This is a genomic window from Gemmata sp. (assembly GCF_051859125.1).
In the GTDB taxonomy this organism is placed as follows: Bacteria; Planctomycetota; Planctomycetia; order Gemmatales; family Gemmataceae; genus Gemmata.
This window is the reverse complement of the sequence record NZ_JBHYGG010000291.1, coordinates 1-18,894: the sequence shown is the minus strand read 5'-3', so window position 1 is coordinate 18,894 and position 18,894 is coordinate 1. Positions and strand designations below refer to the sequence as shown.

10 protein-coding genes are annotated in these 18,894 nt (G+C 71.2%); 2 read left to right on the top strand and 8 right to left on the bottom strand.

The window, feature by feature from the left end:
• Positions 1–26: 26 nt before the first annotated feature.
• From ACTIGN_RS30495 to ACTIGN_RS30460, 8 genes are all read right to left on the bottom strand, one after another.
• Positions 27–5,000 (bottom strand): hypothetical protein, encoded by a 4,974-nt coding sequence (locus tag ACTIGN_RS30495; RefSeq protein WP_439631054.1) that lies wholly within the window; start codon positions 4,998–5,000, stop codon positions 27–29.
• A gap of 252 nt (positions 5,001–5,252) precedes the next feature.
• Complete coding sequence (locus tag ACTIGN_RS30490; RefSeq protein ID WP_439631052.1) at positions 5,253–6,860, bottom strand: AAA family ATPase; 1,608 nt, start codon at positions 6,858–6,860, stop codon at positions 5,253–5,255.
• A 296-nt stretch (positions 6,861–7,156) separates the two neighbouring features.
• Positions 7,157–7,711: a gamma subclass chorismate mutase AroQ gene (aroQ, locus tag ACTIGN_RS30485; RefSeq protein WP_439631050.1), complete on the bottom strand. Its 555-nt coding sequence runs from the start codon at positions 7,709–7,711 to the stop codon at positions 7,157–7,159.
• 165 nt (positions 7,712–7,876) lie between these two features.
• Positions 7,877–8,245: a hypothetical protein gene (locus ACTIGN_RS30480; RefSeq protein ID WP_439631048.1), complete on the bottom strand. Its 369-nt coding sequence runs from the start codon at positions 8,243–8,245 to the stop codon at positions 7,877–7,879.
• A gap of 3 nt (positions 8,246–8,248) precedes the next feature.
• Positions 8,249–9,247 (bottom strand): DUF1559 domain-containing protein, encoded by a 999-nt coding sequence (locus ACTIGN_RS30475; RefSeq protein WP_439631046.1) that lies wholly within the window; start codon positions 9,245–9,247, stop codon positions 8,249–8,251.
• A 31-nt stretch (positions 9,248–9,278) separates the two neighbouring features.
• Positions 9,279–10,802, bottom strand: coding sequence for a hypothetical protein (locus tag ACTIGN_RS30470; RefSeq protein ID WP_439631044.1), 1,524 nt, complete (start codon positions 10,800–10,802; stop codon positions 9,279–9,281).
• A complete protein-coding gene (locus tag ACTIGN_RS30465; RefSeq protein ID WP_439631042.1) occupies positions 10,799–11,326 on the bottom strand; it encodes a sigma-70 family RNA polymerase sigma factor in 528 nt (175 codons plus the stop codon). The genes ACTIGN_RS30470 and ACTIGN_RS30465 overlap by 4 nt, the downstream gene beginning before the upstream one ends.
• Positions 11,327–11,449: 123 nt before the next feature.
• A complete protein-coding gene (locus ACTIGN_RS30460) occupies positions 11,450–12,211 on the bottom strand; it encodes a helix-turn-helix domain-containing protein (protein ID WP_439631040.1) in 762 nt (253 codons plus the stop codon).
• 180 nt (positions 12,212–12,391) lie between these two features.
• Here ACTIGN_RS30460 and ACTIGN_RS30455 point away from each other — a divergent pair, with 180 nt between their 5' ends.
• Together ACTIGN_RS30455 and ACTIGN_RS30450 are read left to right on the top strand one after the other, a co-directional pair.
• On the top strand, positions 12,392–17,173 hold the full coding sequence (locus ACTIGN_RS30455; RefSeq protein ID WP_439631038.1) for a DUF1549 domain-containing protein: 4,782 nt from the start codon (positions 12,392–12,394) through the stop codon (positions 17,171–17,173).
• Between the two features lie 61 nt (positions 17,174–17,234).
• Positions 17,235–18,707, top strand: a complete 1,473-nt coding sequence (locus tag ACTIGN_RS30450; RefSeq protein WP_439631036.1) for a DUF1501 domain-containing protein — start codon at positions 17,235–17,237, stop codon at positions 18,705–18,707.
• Positions 18,708–18,894 lie beyond the last annotated feature (187 nt).

Here is an 18,894-nt window from a genome sequence, read left to right as displayed (position 1 = left end):
CCCGTTCGGCACCGACCGGCAGCAACTCACGGCTCCAGCAGCGCGTCAACGGACGGCTCCTCGAACCGGAACTCGCCCCACAGGTTCGGGTGGACCCGCGCCTCGGACGGCAGGTCGCTGAGCACGACCAGTGAGCGGTTCGCCCAGTAGTACCGGCCGACGGTGGCGACGCCGTTCGGGTCGGCCGTCAGGAACCCCAGGTCGCCGCGGAGGACGCCGCCCTTTGCGGGCGGCTTGCCGCCGAGCGCCGCCCACGGGACCGCCGCTTCCAGCGCCCACCCGTTCGGCCCCTGCCGCACCTGGACCTTCACGTTCGCCAGCACGCGGATCTCGTCCACCTCCAACTCGCCGACGGGCGACTTGAACACGGTCGGCTTCGCGGGCCGCGGCGCGAGGCGGTAGCGGTACAGCACCGCGACCGGCTCGTTGCCGACGACCGAGAATACGACCCGTACGTCGCCCGGAACGGCGTCGGCACGCGTCGCGTCGGCCGCCGGGTCGAGCCCGAGGTGCAGGTCGAGCCCGTCGCCCTTCTGGAACAGGACCGACGTGTCGGTCGCCGCGTTCCGCAGCGGGCGGTCGCCGGTCACGGTCCCCGCGACGTACACGTTGTCGGCGTCGTAGGCGAGCTTCGCCCTCCACTCCCCGGCCGGCTTGCCGGTCACGTCGCGGGTCGTGCGGACGGTCACCTCGGGCACGCCCTTCCAGTCGGTCAGCACGTCGCCGTCGAGCACCGGCGGCTTGGAGAGCGGGCGGACCGGGTACACCTTCGGCCCCTCGGCCGCGAGGAACCGGTCGACGCGGGCCTTGGCCGCGACCCACGCGCCGGCCCTCTCCAGGTCCCCCGCGGTGACGGTCACCTCACCCTTCACCCGTTGCATCCGCTCCAGGCCGTCCACGCGCATCACGGTGATGTGGTTCTTGCCCGCGATCGCGTACACCTTCCCGTCGTTCGCCTTGGTGACGTGCCCGTGGAAGTTCTCGACGGTCTTCCGCAGGTCGGAGAGGTCGGTGACCCCCGGTTCGCAGTCGGGGATCGAGAAGTACCGCTTGCCGTAGCCCCGCGGGCCGCCGACGATCGCGGCCGCCAGGAGCCCGTCGGCCGTGAACGCGTAGTAGTCGCCGTTGTTGCCGCCGACGCACAGGAGCTTCTCGCCGCCGACCTCGAACTGCCCGACCGGCCCGAAGCTCCCGGCCACCACGCCCGGCGGGCGGTCGGTGAAGCCCCACGGGGTCGCGTACGACGCCTGCACCCCGGAGTAGCGGTCGGGGTAGGTCCACTGCGGCTTGCCGGCGCGGTCGAGGAACGTGTGGCCCATCACCAGCGTCTCGCCGGTGTTCGTCACGAGCGTCTCGCCCGTGAGCGCGGCGACCTCTTCGGGCTTGCTCGCGTCGTAGACCGGCACGCCGTCGTTCCCGAAGCCGGTCGCGCGCAGCCGCAGGCCCGGGGCCGTTCCGCCGCGGACGAAGTTCAGCGACAGGTCGTCGCCGATGTACGGGGACCGGGTGAGTGCCGCGGCGAGCATCTGGACCTCGCTCGCACCGGGCTTGCCGTCGCCGTCGGCGTCGCACCACACGAACGCGGTCGCGGACGGGTTGCGGCCCTTCGCGACCTGCTGGAGTTCCGGGCTGCGGGCGAACTCCTTCCAGTCCGCGAGCACGCCCGTGGCGACGAGCGGCACGGCCACGCCGGCCCGCTCGGCGCAGATCACCGCGGTCGGCCCGGCGTCCCCGAACGGGGTGACGACCGGACGGTCGCCGACGAGGTAGCGGCGGCCGCCGACGTAGGTGGTGCGGTCCGGCAGGTACGAGCCCCCGCCGTAGGGCGCGAGCCGGGCTTCGAGCCGCGTCGTTCGCTTCTCCCAGTCGAGCCGGAACTTCATGCCGAGGTGGTTGACCACGGTGCGGTCGCCCGGGTCCATCATCCCGCCCCCGCCGTAGTGCGTCGGCCCGAGCCACTCGCTCTCGTACTGCCCCTCGCGGGTCCACCGGCTGATCCGCTTCGGCTGGAACGTCTGCTCGACGACCCACACCTTTCCGGCCGAGTCGATGGCCATGGCGACCGGTTCGGTAAACGTCGCGGGGTCGTACGGGCCGATCCCGCCAGCCTTGCCGATGGTGCGGACGCCCTTCCCCGTCGCCGGGTCGAACACCTTGATCTGCTTCGCCGCGCCGTCGAGCACGTAGAGCAACCCGTCGGCGTCGAACGCCAGCGCCCGCGGCCGCCCGGCTTGTTCCGCGGGCAGCACCACCTCAAGCGCCGGGGGCCGGTCGAACGTGGTCAGGTCGCGGACCCGCACGACGCCCTTCGCGCACGCCGCGTACAGCACCCCGGCCCGGTCGAACGCGAGCGCCGACGGTGCCGGCAGCGCGAGGTGGCCGCGGACCTTTGCGTCCTTTCGGTCGCCTTCGGGCAGGTCCACGACGGTGATGCGCTGGGCGAGGTCGCCGGTCGCCTCGGCCTCCTTGCCGACCGGTTCCAGCGCGACGAGCCGCTCGAACCCGCCGACCGCCGGCCTTCCGGCACCGACGCCCGACGGCCCCTCGACGACCCGCACGCGCAGTGCCCGGACGCTCAGGGTCGCGCCGAAGTCGCCGAGTAGCGCCCTCGGCGTGTGCCACGAGAACCGGATGTCCGAGCGGTTCTGGCGGTGCTGGTACACCGGCTTCCACTTCGCGTCGTCGGCTAGGTCGCTCGCGGCGATCGCGGCGTCTTCCGGGCCGGTCCACACGTCCACCGCGACCCCGGCCCACTCCATCGGCCGGAGCAGGTTGAATCCGCGGAGCTTGACCGGCTTGTCCCACACGAGTGCGGCGGTCGCCGGGTCAGCCGGTGACAGCGGCCGGTCCGCCCCGCGGCGCACGTCCCACCCGCCGGCGGGCGTCGCCCTGCCCTCGCGAACGACCAACTTTGCCCCCGCGGCCGCGTCGCGGTACGGGCGGTCGAGTACCAGCGCGTAGTCGAGCGCCTTCAACTTGGGGCCGGTGAACACGAGCACCTTCGTGGTGACGGCTTCGGCCGGCACCGCGAGCCCCGGGCGGCCGGGCGGGGCCTTGAGCCGGACCCACAGCGCCGGGTCGAAGCGGTTCTTGAGGTCGTCGAGCAGGTCGAGCGGGTCGCCCTTGGGGGCCGGTGCGGTCGGCCCGTCGAGCGACGCGGCGGCCTCCTTGAACGCGGCCGGCAGCGCCTTGCCCTGCCGCAGCGCCCACACCTCGACGTCGCCGTCGGGGACCACGACGCCGCCGACGGGCACCTCGCGGGTGAGCGCCAGCACCAGCGTGTTCGCGAGCGGCCCCTTGGTCGGGGCCGGGCCGAACGCGGCGGCCGTCGAACTCGTCATCGCCTGGAACGCCGAGAAGAACTGCTCGTACCGGTTCAACTCAGTAACGTGGACCTTGTGCGGCAGAATGTGCGGGATGGTGGCCCTCGCGTCGAAGTCGCCGGGGGTGATCGCCGACCGCACCCACGCCGCCGGGGTGGAGTTGACGCTCATGCACAGCGTCCCCGGCTTCGCGGCCGCGCCGCTCTGCTCCGAGTGAATCCAGCTCTGCGACGGGGCCGGAACCTTGTCGCTGTACGGCCACTTCAGCACCGGCGTGCGGGCGAACTTGGCGCTCGGGTCGATCCGCGTCACCTCGTCGTTGTTGACCGCGTAGGCGTACCGCCCGTCGGACACGAGCCGCAGCGCCCCCGGCGGGTCCTGCCACACCTTCTTGCCGTCGCGGTCGGTCGCGATGAGCGCGACGCCGAACTCTGCACCGGCCGCGCCGAAGAACAACGCGTCGCCCACGGAGCACGCCGAGGTCGGCGGCGCGTGGTCGGCCATCCACCCGCCCCCGCCCGGCACCGGGGCGGCCCACGCCGGCTTGCCGGGGTTGTACGCCGTCATCTCGTAGGTGAGCTTGAGCGGCGGCCGGGCGATGCCGCGGAAGTGGTACGTCCCCGGTCGAACGGGGCGGCCGTCGTCGTCGCGGAGGTCCCACGGTTCGAGGACCGGCCCCTTTCCGCGCTCGACCTCGGCGACGAGCCGCCGGACGTGCTTGCCGGTCGCGTCGGTCACGTTGACCGCGACGAACCCGTCGAGCGGCATCTCGAACGGCACGGCGAAGGGCGACGGGGGGACGAACGAGGTCGGTGGTTGCTCCTTGTCGCCGAGCGCGACCAGCGGCATCACGCCAGTCTCGCCCGGGGAGTGAACTCGGAGCGCCCGCGTGCGGGTCGCGGCCGGCGGCGCGAGCACGAACGGCCCGCCCTCGGTGGCGACCGGCTTCCAGTCGGCCGGCTTCGCGAGCCGCGGGTGGACCTCGCTCGGTTCCGGGATGACCGAAACGGTGACCGGCTTGGTTGGGGGCCGCGTCAGCACGATTCCCGCGACCGGAAGGGTGTCGGGCCAGTACCCGATCCACTCGTCAATCGGCGCAGCGCCACGCGCCGCGGGCGGGAGCCGCCGCCCTGTTCGGCCGCCGATCGGTTCGGGGTTGTAGAACCGCCCCTTCAGCAGAATCACTGGGTCCAGCGCGCTCGATCGGGCGACCGCGTCCCACGGGAAGTTGTGAACCTCGTAGGTGAAGCGTAGCGCCCGCACCGTGGTGCCGGCGGGGAGCGTGCGGACCGAGCCAGTCGCGAGCGGTTGCCACTGCGCCTCGTCGAACGGGTCGCCGGGGAACGCCGCGTCGGGCTTCAGGACCGCGACGAGCGGGCACGCGGTGCAGACGGTCCCGACCGCGACCGGCTTCTGGAACGCGACGCGGAAGTGCCTCCGCTCGCGGGCCACGGGGCCGGTCGCCCAGGCGCCGGCGTCGGCCGGCGGCGCGAGGCCCAAGAGCGCGGCGAGCGCCGCCTTCGGGGCCGGGCCGAGGTCGCGGCCGTCGCCGTGCGCCGTGCAGCGCTCGGAGTTGATGTCGTCGGGGGTCACGGCCAGAGGGCCGTCGGCGGCGGAGACGGGCGGCGCGGCGATCAGCGCGAGGAGCAACCCGGGGAAGAGGCGAGTTGGCGGCATGCGGGGGTCCAAGGTGACGGCGGGCGGAGTGTTCGAGCGCCGGCGGGCGGCCCGTTCGGCGGGAAGGCGGGAATCGGTTGGCCGCTCAGGATGGTGCGGTACTGCGCGCGAGATGTCAAACGGATTCCCCAGTGGACGAACACTCCCCCTTCCCGGCATCGAACCCGGCGTGCCGGGTTCGACGCTCATCGAACCCGGCGTGCCGGGTTCGACGCTCCGCAGTCACACGCAAACGCCACGGGCACGCCGGCCTCACGCCCGCTGGGCCGGCTCGAACGCCAGGTCGGCCGCACGGCCCTCGGGCCGGGTCCGGGGGACGATCCCGCTCGTCGCGGCCTTCTCGGCCTCGGCGGCCGGGTCCGGGTGGGTGGACTGCCACAGCAGGTCGAGCGCGAGCTGGGCGCACCGCTCCTGGAACTGCGCCGGCGTTTCCTTGCGATTCGGCTCCACCTCGACCATCCGGCAGATCCGCCGGTAGCCGACCTCGTCGTCGAAGAAGATCCGCCGGGCGAGCTTCAGCTTGTCGGCGTCCTCCATGTACCCGAGTTCGATGGCCTTGTCGATCCGCCCGGGGCGGGTCGAGATGAACTCCACAGTCCCGTCGTCCTTCTTCCGCGGCTGCCCCATCGCCGGGTCGAGCTTGTCGATGTGGTTGGTCGTGATGACCGTGAACACCCCGTTGCTCTTCTCGACCCCGTCCAGGCAGTTCAGCAGGCAGTCGAAGCTCAACTTGCCCGTGTTCAGGACGGACGACTGGGTGCCGCCCCCGCCCCCGCCCCCGCCGCCCTGGTCGTCACCGCCCCCGCCCGCCTTCGCCGCGGCCGAGGCGGCGACGAGGTCCGCGAGCTTGGGCTTGCCGTACACGTTCTCGCGGCCGTGGAACACGTTGTCGAAGTCCTCGAACAGCGCGATGCACGGGACGTGCGCCTGCATCTCGGCCCACGACTGCTCCAGGTCCTCGTTGAGCATCTGCCCCAGCGAGTACACGAACAGGGGCATGTCGAGGTCCTCCGCGATGGCCCGGGTGACGGCGCTCTTGCCCGTCCCCGGGGGGCCGTACAGCACCCACCCGCGCTTCCACGGGATGTCCCGCTGGGTGTACCAGTCCCGGAGGTTCCGCCACATCTCGACCTCGCGGATCAGCTTGCGGACGTGGTCCGGGAAGTACAGCTTGTCCGTGGACCGGCCCGGGGAAAGCGGCGACGCGCCCTTCCCGAGCTGGTCCGGGGTGTGCGCCAGGAGCCGGTACAGCCCCTCCTGGTACCACGCGACGCTCGTGCCGGCCGAGTACCGCTGGCGGCCCACCTCGGTCGCGTCCGGCACCCGCTTGATGAAGAACCGCTTGTGTTCCGAGACGCCGTTGGCCCAGTAGAGCTGGTTACGGGCGCTCGACGCGGCCCGCACGATCGCCTCGACGTCCACCGTGCCCCGGAGGAACGACAGGCTCGACTTCATGTCCGCTTTCGGCTTCCCGCCCCAGTAGATCGCGCCCTTGTCGTCGCTCTTCTCCGCGGTCACGTTGAACCACAGCGGAACCCACCCGACCCAGAACATGACGCGGTGGCCGCCGAAGAACTCGAACGGGACGTGCCCGTACTTTCCGTCGCGGAACGACTCGTGCGCGCCGCCGAACGTCTTCTCGCCGAGGGTCGAGCGGCGGTAGGTGCGGATCAGGTGCGCGAGGACGGCGTGCGACGTCGCCTCGTCCTTCAGGTGGACCTGCGTCACGACCATGCGGAACGCGGTGTGGACGAGCCCCTTGATGCTCGACCAGCCGCGCAGGACCATGCCCAGGACGGTTCCCAGGATGGCGAACCCGGCGAGCATGGGCGCAATGGCTTCGACCTTCATTTCAGTCATGATTGCGTCTGGGTCCGTGTTGGTTGGTGCAGAAACCGGCGAGCCCGTCCCGGCGCCGCCCGGGAGACTGCGGCGGGCCCGCGGTCGTGCTGACGGGGCAACGGTCAGGGAGGCGGGTTCCCGGCGCGAGGTTCGCGGGAAAACGGCGGGACCGGCCGGGTGCCCGCCGAAACGAGACAGGCACCGCGCTCCGCGTGCGCGGCCCGGAGAGTTGATCGCTCGGTTGAGAACCGATGAAGTCGTGCGCGGGCCGCCACGGAGGCCGGCCCGGCAACACGCAACAGTTCCTGCAAGCCTCAATCCCGTGCGAGCGGCCGGATGGCGAGCGAGCGGGCCTCGGGGGTGACGCCGTCGCCGGTCAGTCGCGCCTCCGCAAGTGCGCGGACTTCGGCGAGGTCGAGGCGGCCGTTGGCGAGATATGACTTCAGACCCGCGAGGAGCTCGCGGCCCACGGCGTCGATCTTCGGGCGCATGTCGCGCACGAGGTCCGGCGCGTCGGGGAACGGACCGCGGGCGGCGGCCTCCCACTCGCGGAAGCACGCGCGCTGCACGGCCTTCGCGGCTTCGATTTGCGCGGTGAAGAAAGCGGTCGTGTCGGCCGGGTCGAGGCCGAACTCGCGGCCGGACTCGGCGACCGCGGCGAGAAGCGCGCGTTCGCGGGGCGGGTCGTCGATCGGGGAGCGGGTGTTCCACTTCGCCCGCGCAACGTCGGCCATGAGCGCGAGGCGGCGGTTCATGAGATCGAGCAACCGCTCGGCCGCGGCCGTGTCGGTCCGGGGCTGAGGCGGGCGCCAGCACCCCACGGTGAACACGGCAACGGGCAGCGAGCGCAGAAACGTGCGGCGGTTCACTGCGACACCCTCCTCAGCAACCGGCACGCGCCGGCCGCGAACGAAGGGGCATGGTACAGACCGCTCGTGCGGCTGGCGCGAGCGCGCTACTCGGGCAACCGCGGGAGCGCCTTCGTGCCGGGCTTCGGGTCGGCCACGGTGAAGTCGATCGCCTGCCGAAAGGGATCAGTCGAGTTTGATGTCGTAGGTCTGCGACCCGGGTACGATTTCGAGGACGAGCCCCGAGGTGCGGGGGTCGCGAAACTTCGGCGGGATCCCCGGCCCCGGCGGGGCGTCGCCGGGGTTCGCGCCGAGGGGCGGGGTTACGGAGAGGCGGACGGACCCGACCGGGACGCGGTCCATCCAGTAACTCCCGTCCGGCTGAATGACGGCCGTCGCCGCGTACTCGTGGTTGCCCGTGCCGCCCACGACGTACACCTCGCCGCCCGTGACCGGCGCGCCCTTGACGCTCACCTTGCCCGTGAGGACACCGGCCTTGGGGTCGGCGGCGCACCCGGCGACCAGCAGCGTCACGATGACAATCGGGATTCGCATGGCTCACCACTCTCCCGAAACTGCGGTCCCGTCGTTCGGAACCCCGAGGTTGTACCAGAGGGCCGAGGGGATGGACTCGCGAATGAGCCGCACCGACCCGTCGGCCATGACGACCTGAATGCCGCCGTCGTGCATGGTGCTGGCCACCAACTGGTTGCAGAGGTTCGAGGCCCCCGAGAGCCGCGGCTGAACCTGGAACTTGTTTGAATTGTGCCAAAAGAAGACCGGAGCGGGCCACCGTGCCGGTTGGAGCGGGTTCCAGACGTTGCCGTAGCGCGACCAGCCCGGGTCCGCGTCCTGGTCGGCCGGGCCAGCCCACCGGGTGCCGTTGCCGCCGCCCGGGGTACAGTTCCCCAGCTTCTCGGCGAAGAGCAGCGTCTGAGAGGTGCCGTCGGGGAAGCTGGCCCCGAGCGTCGATTGTCCGAACCAGTCCTCGAACGTGGCCGTGCCGAACGGCACGTCGGGGGCGCGGGCGAACACGCGGAAGTTCCCGGCGTAGGAGGCGTCCTCGCCCGCTCGGCTGTAGGGGCCGCCGCTGCCGAAGTTGCCGATCGTGACGTCCGACGGGCAGACGAACGTGTTCGGCCGCACGGTCCCGGCGTTGTTGTACACGTCGATGTACCGGATGCCGTTGGACACCGGGAAGCGTTCGACCATCGACTGCTGTTCGAGGTAGGGCAGGAGGTACACGAGCACCCAGGCCCGGCCGATCCCGGCGTACGAGTTGTACTTCCGGTCCGCGACCAGCGCGGCGGAGTAGGGCGTCGAACTCGACGGGACGGTGTACTTCGTGGCACTGCCCGCGTAAGCGGGCGGGAGTTTGCCCACGGAGTCGTGTGCGTTGTGACAGCCCAACCCCATTTGTTTGAGGTTGTTCGAGCACTTCATGCGGGCCGCGGCCTCGCGGACCTTCTGGACCGCTGGCAGGAGCAACCCGATCAGGATCGCGATGATCGCGATGACCACGAGCAGTTCGATGAGCGTGAAGCCGCGGCGGCGCACGGGGCACCTCCGTTGGTGGGGATGAAGACGGTCAGCGGGTGCCGGGGGCGAGCCATTCGGCCCGGCCCCAGCGGCGGGCGTTGTGAAACACGAGCCCGGTCTCGCCGGGGGTCAGCACTTCGATCAACTGGCCCCGCCACACGCGGCCCGCGGGGTCGGCCCAGTGGACCTGCCAGCAGATGCCGGTCGTGTCGCCGAGGCGGGGGCGGGCGTCCGGGCCGGCAAGGGCCGCCCACGGGACCGCGTACTCCATCGTGTACCCGCGGCCGTCGGGCCACCGCTTCGCCGCGCCAATCACCCCCGCGGGGTTGCGGCGCTTGCCGTGCTCGTCCATGCCGAACGAGGCGTCAAGGCACGCCCGGTCATCCGGCCGCGAGTACCACAGGATCAGGTGGGTGAGCCGCTCGCTCGTGTTCTGCGGGGTCGGCGGCCGCTTCAGGTTCAGGTCCGGCTTCCGCTGGTCGACGGGGTAGCCGAGCGATGGGTCGGTGCTCAATCGAACGATCACGGAGCCGCCGGCCCACGGCTCAGTGCCGGTCGCGATGTCGGCCCGGTTGCGGAGCGGGTTCGGGTCGGCGACCTCGGCCGCGAGGTACATTGCGGTTTCGTCGTAGGCCGCGAACAGCGTCGCCCGGTACGCCTCGTCGAACGGCGGGTCGCACCTCCCGCTCACCGCGAGGACGCGGTCCCACTCGCCGAGGTCGGCGTCGATCCGCGGCGGCCGCGGGGCGAACGGGATCCGCATTTCGCTACTGGTCGCCTGGTTGTACGGCGTCTTCTGGTCGTTGCCGGTCCCCGGGCGGGTCTCGAACGGCGGCATCTCGCGGACGAACCGGCTCGCGTCGAACGCGACCGCCCGGCCCGAATCGGAGCCGCCGAACCGCACCGCGTCACCGGCCGCGATCTCCCGGTCCCCGGCGCGGACCGTGCCGCCGTAGACCTGCACGACGGTCGCCCCGTCGGGGGTCACTGAGACGCCGAACTCGGACGCGCGCTCGGTGACGCGGGCGGCCGGGGTGTCGAGCGCGAACTCGCCCGCGTCCGCCGGCACCTTCGCCGCGAGCCGGCCGTTGACCAGCACGCCCCGGGCCGGCCCGGCGAGGTCGAGTTCGGCCGGGCCTTCGAGGACGACGACGGTCCCGCTCTGGAACGTCACCTCGGCGAGCCCGGCGACGAGGCGCACCCGGCCGCTGGCGAGCGCCGCGTCGCCGTCGGCGAGTTCGCCCTGGAGCGCAGTCAGCGTCGCGAACGCCCGCGGCCCCGCGGCCGGCCGCAGCGCCACCCACGCGACGAGAACGGCCGCGGCGCACCCGGCGAGCGCGAACGCCGCACGCCGCCAGGTTCGCCGCACGGGCGGCGCGGCCGGGGCCGGCGCGACCGCGAACCGCTGCCGCAGGCACACGTGCAGGTGGACCGCGTCCTGGTACGCCGGCCACAGTTCCGGGTGGGCCGCGAGCAACTCGTCGAGCGCCGCGAGGTCGGCGGGGGTCGCTTCGCGCCAGCACAACCGTTCGACAAGGGCGGCGAGTTGCGCCGCGGGGGTTTCGTCGGTCATCGCCGGCCCTCCGCGGACAGTGTGCGGGTCACGCAGTCCGCGAGCATCTCGCGCACGCGGGCGGCCGCCTTGTAGACCGCCTTCGCGGTCATCTTGAGCCGGTCGGCCGCCGCGCCGATCGTGCCGTCGGTCGCGTAGCAGGTCTCGATCAGCGTCCGGTCGGAGGGTAAGAGCTTCTCCAGGCACCCGGCGAGCGCGTCGCGGCGGGCCTCGTGGCGGGCGGTCCGGTCCGCGGCCTCCAGCAGCGCCGCCTCGAACCGCTCGCCGAACGCGTGCCGGTCGCGGCCCTTGGCCCGGCGGTCCCGCAGCACGCGGTGGTACGCGACGCCGCACGCCCACGCCGGGAAGTTACTGCCCGAGGTGAACCGCGCGAAGTTCTTCCAGAGGGCCAGGCTCGTCTCCTGCATCACCTCGTCCGCGTCGTGCCAGTCCCGGACGAGTGCGAACACGTAGGCGTAGATCTCGCGCTGGTACTGCGTGAACAGGCGCAGGAACTCGGCGTGCCGGGAGGAATCCTCCGGCACGGGGGGTTCATCGACCGTTGGGCGTTCCGGCGACACGCGGCCCCCACTGCGGAACTCGTTCACCGCCCGTACCTACGCCGGCGGCGGCGGATTTTCCCCGATTCTTCACCGACGGGGCCGCGGTCACGCGGTGCGGAACCGCTGGCGGTACTTGAGCGGCGTCAGCCCGGTGAGCGTTTTGAAGTGGTGGTTGAAGTGGCTCTGGTCGTAGAACCCGCAGTCGAGGGCGATCTGGGACACGGACTTGTCGCTGGTCTCCAGCAGGTAGCGGGCCATCCCGATCCGCACCTCGCGGACGTAGTTCGTCGGGGTGATCCCGAAGTGCCGCGAGAACTCGCGCTGGAGCTGACTCACCGAGAGCCCGGCCCGCTCGGCGAGGTCTCCGACCTCGATGTTCTCGCGGTACCGCTCGGTGACGAACGCGACCACGTTCAGGAGCCGGCTGTACCCCTCGACCTTGCCGGCCGAGTGCTCGAACGGCCGCTTCACCCCCGCGAGCCCCGCGACGCCGCCGCTCTTGTCGTGGAGCGGGATCTTGTTGCACAGGTACAGCCGCGGGAGGCCGTCGTTCCCGGGCACCAGCCACACCTGGTTCGCCAGCGGCTTGTCGGCGGCGATGACCCGGCGGTCCTCGGCGACGTACTGCGCGGCGATCGCGGGCGGGAAGAAGTCGAAGTCCGTCTTGCCGACCAGGGCCGCGGGCGACTTCGCGCCGACGACGTCGCACACGACCTGGTTGGCGCGCACGAACCGGCTCTCGACGTCCTTGACGTAGAGGTAAATACCCGGGAGCGCGTCGAAGAGGTCGAACAGTTCGTCGGGCCGCGTGAGGCGGTCGAAGAAGGCGGTTGCCCACGTCGCGGGGTCGTCCGGGATCGCAGCCATGCGGTAAAATTACAAAATCTCGCGGCTATTTGACAAGACACGGCTCCTGTCGCGGGGGAAAATTACTCACACTGCCCGCCTGCCAGCACGGACCGCTCGACACACGGCACGCCGGACTGCCCCGGTGCGGCGGGCCGACCTGACTACCGGTTGCACCCCACACCCGTAGGACACCGAACCGTGACCGCTCGTCTCCTCCCCACCCTCCTCCTGGGGGCCGCGTTCGCGTCCTCGGCCCCCGCCGCCGACACCAAGCCCGCCCCGGCCGCGGGGCCGGTCAGCTTCTACAAGAGCGTCCGCCCGGTCCTCCAGGCCAAGTGCCACGGCTGCCACCAGCCGGCGAAGGCGCAGGGCGGGTACGTGATGACGGAGTTCGCCAAGCTCCTCACCACGGGCGACTCGGGCACCAAGGCCGTCGTCCCCGGCAAGCCAAAGGAGAGTGAACTCCTCCGCCAAATCACTCCGGACGCAAAGACCCACAAGGCGCTGATGCCGAAGAACGCCGACGCGCTCCACGAGAGCGAGGTCGAGCTGATCGCACGGTGGGTCGCGGAGGGGGCGAGGGACGACACGCCGGCCAACGCCGCGGTCCACTTCGACGCCGAGCACCCGCCGACGTACACCCGGCCCCCGGTCATCACCGGGCTCGACTTCGCGCCGGACGGCAGGGTGCTCGCCGTCGCCGGGTTCCACGAGGTGCTGCTCACCGACCCCGAGCAGGGGAAGCTCGTGGGGCGGCTCGTCGGCCTCTCGGAGCGGGTCCAGTCGGTGCGGTTCTCCCCGGACGGCAAGACGCTCGCCGTCGCGGGCGGGAACCCCGGCCGCATGGGCGAGCTCCAGCTCTGGGACGTCGAGAAGGCGAAGCTCAAGGCGTCGATCGCCGTGGGGTACGACACCGTCTACGGCGTGAGCTGGTCACCGGACGGCAAGCACGTCGCGGTCGGCTGCTCCGACAACACGGTGCGGGCGTTCGACGCGCTCACCGGCAAGCAGGTCCTCCAGCAGGGCGCGCACTCGGACTGGGTGCTCGGCACCGTGTTCTCCGCGGACGGCTCGCACATCGTGTCCGTCGGCCGGGACATGACCGCCAAGCTGACCGAGGTCGCCACGCAGCGGTTCGTCGACAACGTCACGAGCATCACCCCGGGCGCGCTGAAGGGCGGAATCCAGGCCATCGACCGGCACCCGACCCGCGACGAGATCGTCACCGGCGGCGCGGACGGCACCCCCCGGGTGTACCGGATGCACCGCAAGACCGCCCGCCAGATCGGCGACGACGCGAACCTGATCCGGCCGCTCCCGGCGATGACCGGCCGCGTCTTCGACGTGACCGTCAGCAGGGACGGCACCCTCGTCGCGGCGGCCGCGGCGCTCGACTCGACGGGCCAGGTCCTGATCGCGGCGTACCCCGGCGATCTGGACCCCAAGTCCGCCGAGCGGATCAAGCAGATCGAGTCGAAGCGGGTGCAGCAGCGGACCCCCGAGGAGGTGGCCGAACTGGCCCGCCTGCGCCCGGCCGTCTCGACCGACAAGCCGGTCACCGCGAACGTCCCGGCCGGTCAGTACGCGGTCGCCTTCCGGCCCGACCGCAAGGTCGTCGCCGCCGCGGGGGCCGACGGCACGGTCCGGATCATCGACGCGGCCACGGGCACCGTGACGAAGCAGTACACCCCGGCCCCGGTGACGAAGCCCGCCGCCGGGACCGAGGTCGCCGCGGCACCCGACTTCGTCCGCGACGTGAACCCGGTCCTGTCCCGGCTCGGGTGCAACGCCGGGACGTGCCACGGGGCGCAGGCCGGCAAGAACGGGTTCAAGCTCTCGCTCCGCGGGTACGACCCGATCTTCGACGTCCGAGCGCTCACCGACGACCTCGCCGGCCGCCGGGTGAACGTCGCCGCCCCCGACGACAGCCTCATGCTGCTCAAGACGACGGGCGCGACCCCGCACGTCGGCGGCGGCCTCATCACGACCGACGACCCGTACTACAAGATCATCCGCGGGTGGATCGCCGCCGGCGCGAAGCTCGACCTGACCGCCCCGCGGGTCACGAAGATCGAGCTGCTCCCGGTCAACCCCGTGGTCCAGAAGGACGGCCAGACGCAGCAGTTCACCGTGACCGCCACCTTCGCCGACGGGAAGACCCGCGACGTGACCAAGGAGGCGTTCGTCGAGACCGGCAACGCCGACGTCGCGACCGCGTCGCCCCGCGGCGGGCTGCTCACCGCGATCCGCCGCGGCGAGGCCCCGATCCTCGCCCGGTACGAGGGCGCGTACGCCGCCACCACGCTCACCGTGATGGGCGACCGCACCGGGTTCACCTGGACCCAGCCCCCGGCGAACAACCGCATCGACGAGCTGACCGCCGCGAAGTGGAAGCGGATGCAGATCGAGCCGTCGGGCATCTGCTCCGACGAGGAGTTCGTCCGGCGGGTGACCATCGACCTGACCGGGCTGCCGCCGTCGGCCGACGACGTGCGGGCGTTCCTCGCCGACACTCGCGATGCGAAGACTAAACGAGACGAGTTGGTCGACAAGCTCGTCGGCAGCAAGGAGTACGTCGAGTACTGGACCAACAAGTGGGCCGACCTGCTCCAGGTGAACCGCAAGTTCCTCGGGGTCGAGGGGGCCGCGGCGTTCCGCAAGTGGATCCGCACCGAGGTGGACGCGAACACGCCCTACGACCAGTTCGCCCGCAAGGTGCTCACCGCCCAGGGCTCGAACAAGGACAACCCGGCCGCGTCGTACTACAAGATCCTCCGCACCCCCGCGGACACGATGGAGAACACGACGCACCTGTTCCTCGCGGTGCGGTTCAACTGCAACAAGTGCCACGACCACCCGTTCGAGCGGTGGACCCAGGACCAGTACTACCAGATGGCCGCGTTCTTCGCCCGCACCGGGCTGAAGACCGACCCGGCGTCCGGCGACAAGAAGATCGGCGGCACCGCGGTCGAGGGGGCCAAGCCGCTGTACGAGATCGTCGAGGACGTGGCGGCCGGCGAGGTGAAGCACGAGCGGACCGGGGCCGTGACCGCCCCCAAGTTCCCCTACCCCGCCAAGTTCGAGACCAAGGACAAGGCCCCGCGGCGGACCGAACTCGCCGAGTGGATCACCTCGGCCGACAACGCCTACTTCGCCCGCAGCTTCGTGAACCGCCAGTGGGGGTACATGTTCGGCGTCGGCATCATCGAGCCGATCGACGACATCCGCGCCGGGAACCCGGCCACCAACCCCGAGCTGCTCGACTTCCTCACGGCCGAGTTCGTGAAGAGCGGGTTCGACGTGCGGCACGTCCAGAAGCTCATCTGCAAGAGCCGGACGTACCAGCTCAGCTTCGAGTCGAACAAGTGGAACGCGGACGACAAGACGAACTTCTCGCACGCCCTCGCCCGCCGGCTCCCGGCCGAGGTGCTGTACGACGCGGTCCACAAGGCGGTGGGCGCGCGGTCGGCGATCCCGGGCGTGCCACCCGGCACCCGGGCCGCGGAACTACCCGACGTCGGCGTCGAACTGCCGACCGGGTTCCTCGCGGCGTTCGGCCGCCCGGTCCGCGAGAGCGCGTGCGAGTGCGAGCGGACCAGCGGGCTGCAGCTCGGGCCGGTCATGGCGCTCATCAACGGGCAGACCGTGGCCGACGCTATCAACGACCCGAAGAACGAACTCGCCGCGCTCGTCGCCAAGGAAAAGGACGACGACAAGTTGATCGACGAGATCTTCCTTCGCGTCCTGAACCGCCACGCGAACAAGTCGGAACTCGAGAAGTGCCGCGAGGCGCTCACCGCCGCCGTCGGCGAGAACCAGTCGCTCGCTGACACGCTCAAGGCGCGCGAGCCCGAGGCCGCGGCCGAGCGGAAGAAGAAGGAGGCCGAGCGCGACGGGCTGCTCGCGAAGGCCAAGGCGGCGCAGGCCGACTACGAGAAGGAGACCGCGGCGAGGGTCGCGGCCGACGAGAAGGCGCGGGCCGAGCGGATCGCGGCCGCCGACGCCGCGGTCAAGAAGTACGACGCCGACATCGCGGCCAAGATCGCCGCCGCCGAGAAGCGGCTCAAGGCCGGCCCCGAGTGGACCGTGCTGACGCCCGACGCGAAGTCGCTGAAGGCCCCGACCGGCACCAAGCTGGAAGTTCAGGCCGACGGCTCGGTCTTCGCCACCGGCAAGCCGGACAAGGGCAACTACACGTTCACCGTGCCCACCGACCTGACCGGCGTGACCGCGGTCCGGCTCGAAGTCCTGGCCGACCCGAAGTTCCCCGCGGGCGGCCCGGGCCGCGCCCCGAACGGCAACTTCGTGCTGACCGAGATGAAGATGACCGCCGCGCCGAAGGCCGGCGGCAACCCGACCCCGGTCGCGTTCGGGAAGGCCCAGGCCGACTTCTCGCAGCAGAACTTCGACGTGAAGACGGCGTTCGACGGCACCCCGAACGGCGGCAAGGGCTGGGCGGTCGCGCCCAACTTCGGCGTCACGCACTGGGCCGTGGTCGAGTTGAAGGAGCCCGCCGGGTTCAAGGACGGCACCGTGTTCACCGTCACGATGTCGCACCAGTTCGCGCAGGCGGACCACAGCATCGGCCGCTTCCGGCTCTCCGTGACGACCGCGAAGCCGCCGGTGCCGCTCGGGCTGGCCGAGGAGTACCGCACGGTCCTGGCGACCCCGGCCGCGGAGCGCACCGCGAAGCAGGTCGAAACCCTGGGCAAGCTCGTGAAGGCGACCGACCCCGAGTTCGCCAAGCTCCAGAAGGCCGCGGACGAGGCCCGCGCCCCGCTCCCGGCCGACCCGAAGCTCAAGGAGTTGAAGGACGCCGTGGCCGCCCTCTCGGTGCCGACCCCGGAGGACCCGAACATCGTCCAGTTGCGGAAGGACGCCGAGACGAGCGCGCGTCAGGCGGCGAACAGCCGGCTGACCGGGGCGCAAGACATTGCCTGGGCGCTCATCAACAGCCCCGCGTTCCTGTTCAACCGCTAACGACCACCCTCGCCCCGGCGCTGCCCGGGGCGTTCCTCCCGAACTCTCACAGGAGCCTCCCATGCTCGTGATCCCCGGTCGGCAGGGCAACGACACCTGCGACTCGCGGCTCAACCTGTCCCGCCGCGACATCCTCCGCGTCGGCGGGTCGGGGCTGTTCGGCCTCAGCCTCGGCTCGATGCTCGAGTACCAGGCCAGGGCCGCGGAAGTGGCCAAGTCCCCCGGCGGCCCCGGGTGGGGCAAGGCCAAGAGCATCATCCTCGTGTACCTCCAGGGCGGCCCGAGCCACCTGGACCTGTGGGACCCGAAGGAGAACGTGCCCGACAACGTGAAGAGCGAGTTCGGCCCCATCGCGACGAAGGTCGCGGGCGTGAAGTACACGTCGATCCTGCCGAAGCTTTCGCAGGTGAACGACAAGTTCACCACCCTGCGGTCGATGAGCTACACCCCGAACGGCCTGTTCAACCACACCGCGGCCATCTACCAGATGATGACCGGGTACACGACCGACAAGGTGAGCCCGTCGGGCCAGTTGGAGCCGCCCGACCCGAAGGACTACCCGAACTTCGGCTCGCAGCTCGTCCGCCTCAAGCCGGTCGAGGTGCCGATGCTGCCGTTCGTCACCCTGCCCCGGCCGCTCCAGGAGTCGAACGTCATCGGCAAGGGCGGCACCGCCGGGTTCCTGGGCAAGGCCTACGACCCGTACACGCTGTACCCGGCCGGCGACGACATGGACCTGAACAAGATGGACAAGATCCAGACGGAGGACCTCAAGCTCCGCCCGGAGGTGTTCGCCGGCCGCCTCGAGCGCCGGGCCAGGCTCCGCGACTCGATCAACGCCGGCATGCCGGCCATCGACAAGGCGGTCGCCGAGCACAACCTGAACGGGTACTACGAGCGGGCGCTGAACCTGGTGCTCTCGGGCCGCGCCAGGGAGGCGTTCGACATCAGCCGGGAGACCGACAAGACCCGGACTATGTACGGCAAGAACACGTTCGGCCAGAGCTGCCTCCTCGCCCGGCGGCTCGTCGAGGCCGGAACGCGGGTGGTCGAGGTCATCTGGCCGAAGGTGGCGAACTCCGACAACCACTCGTGGGACCACCACGTCGGCCTCACCAAGCGGATGAAGGACCAGTCCGGGCCGATGCTCGACGCGGGCCTGTCGGGCCTGTTCACCGACCTCGACCAGCGGGGGATGCTGAAGGAGACCCTCGTGATCGCGGTCGGCGAGTTCGGCCGCAGCCCGCAGAAGGGCGTGAGCACCTCGGGCAACGGGAACTCGGCCGACGGCCGCGACCACTGGCCGTACTGCTACACCGCGGTCGTCGGCGGGGCCGGGATCAGGGCCGGGGCGGTGTACGGCGAGTCGGACAAGACCGGCTCCAGCCCGAAGACCGACCCGGTTCACCCCGGCGAACTGCTCGCCACGATCTACCACGCCTTCGGGATCGACCCGCGGACGCTGGCCTACAACCACCTGAACCAGCCGCGGGAACTCGTGCCGAACGACGCGGTGACCAAGCTGTTCGGGTGAGCGGATGAAGTGACGCGATGAACGGAGCGGCCGGGGCGCCCCGGCCGCTCCGTTTCCTGGGCCGGTCTCACGCCGAATCGTCGTGAAGAATATCTGTAGCCGGCCTCTGTGAGGCCGGTGCTTGGGGACTTGCACAGGCCCGGCCTCACAGAGGCCGGCTACAGAAGAAATACGGAACACCTCGATC